This window comes from Virgibacillus sp. 7505 (genome assembly GCF_002272135.1).
GTDB lineage: Bacteria > Bacillota > Bacilli > Bacillales > Amphibacillaceae > Terribacillus.
In genome coordinates this window covers 1-223 of the sequence record NZ_NPBF01000386.1, presented here as the reverse complement: position 1 = coordinate 223, position 223 = coordinate 1, and the positions used below count along the sequence as shown (strand labels likewise).

Sequence of the window (223 nt, the reverse complement as noted above, 5' to 3'; positions counted from 1 at the left end):
AACGGAGTCTGCTGTTATCGCTTCAACCGTTTCCGCCTCCCCTTCTTCTCCAGACAGTTGATTGTGCTCCTTTTTATCGCTTTCTAATGCCGTTTCCTGATTTTCATTTGTCTCATTATCCGTTTTTTGTTTCGATGTTTCTGTATCTCCTGCACAGGCAGAGAGAATGGCAAGTGCCGATAACATCGCCATCCACTTCATTTTCATTCAAGAAGGCCTCCTC

1 pseudogene is annotated in these 223 nt (G+C 44.8%); it reads right to left on the bottom strand.

Going from position 1 to position 223, the window contains the following annotated elements:
• A pseudogene (locus CHH91_RS19465) lies at positions 1-207 on the bottom strand (hypothetical protein); the annotation flags it as partial.
• Between the last annotated feature and the right edge of the window lie 16 nt (positions 208-223).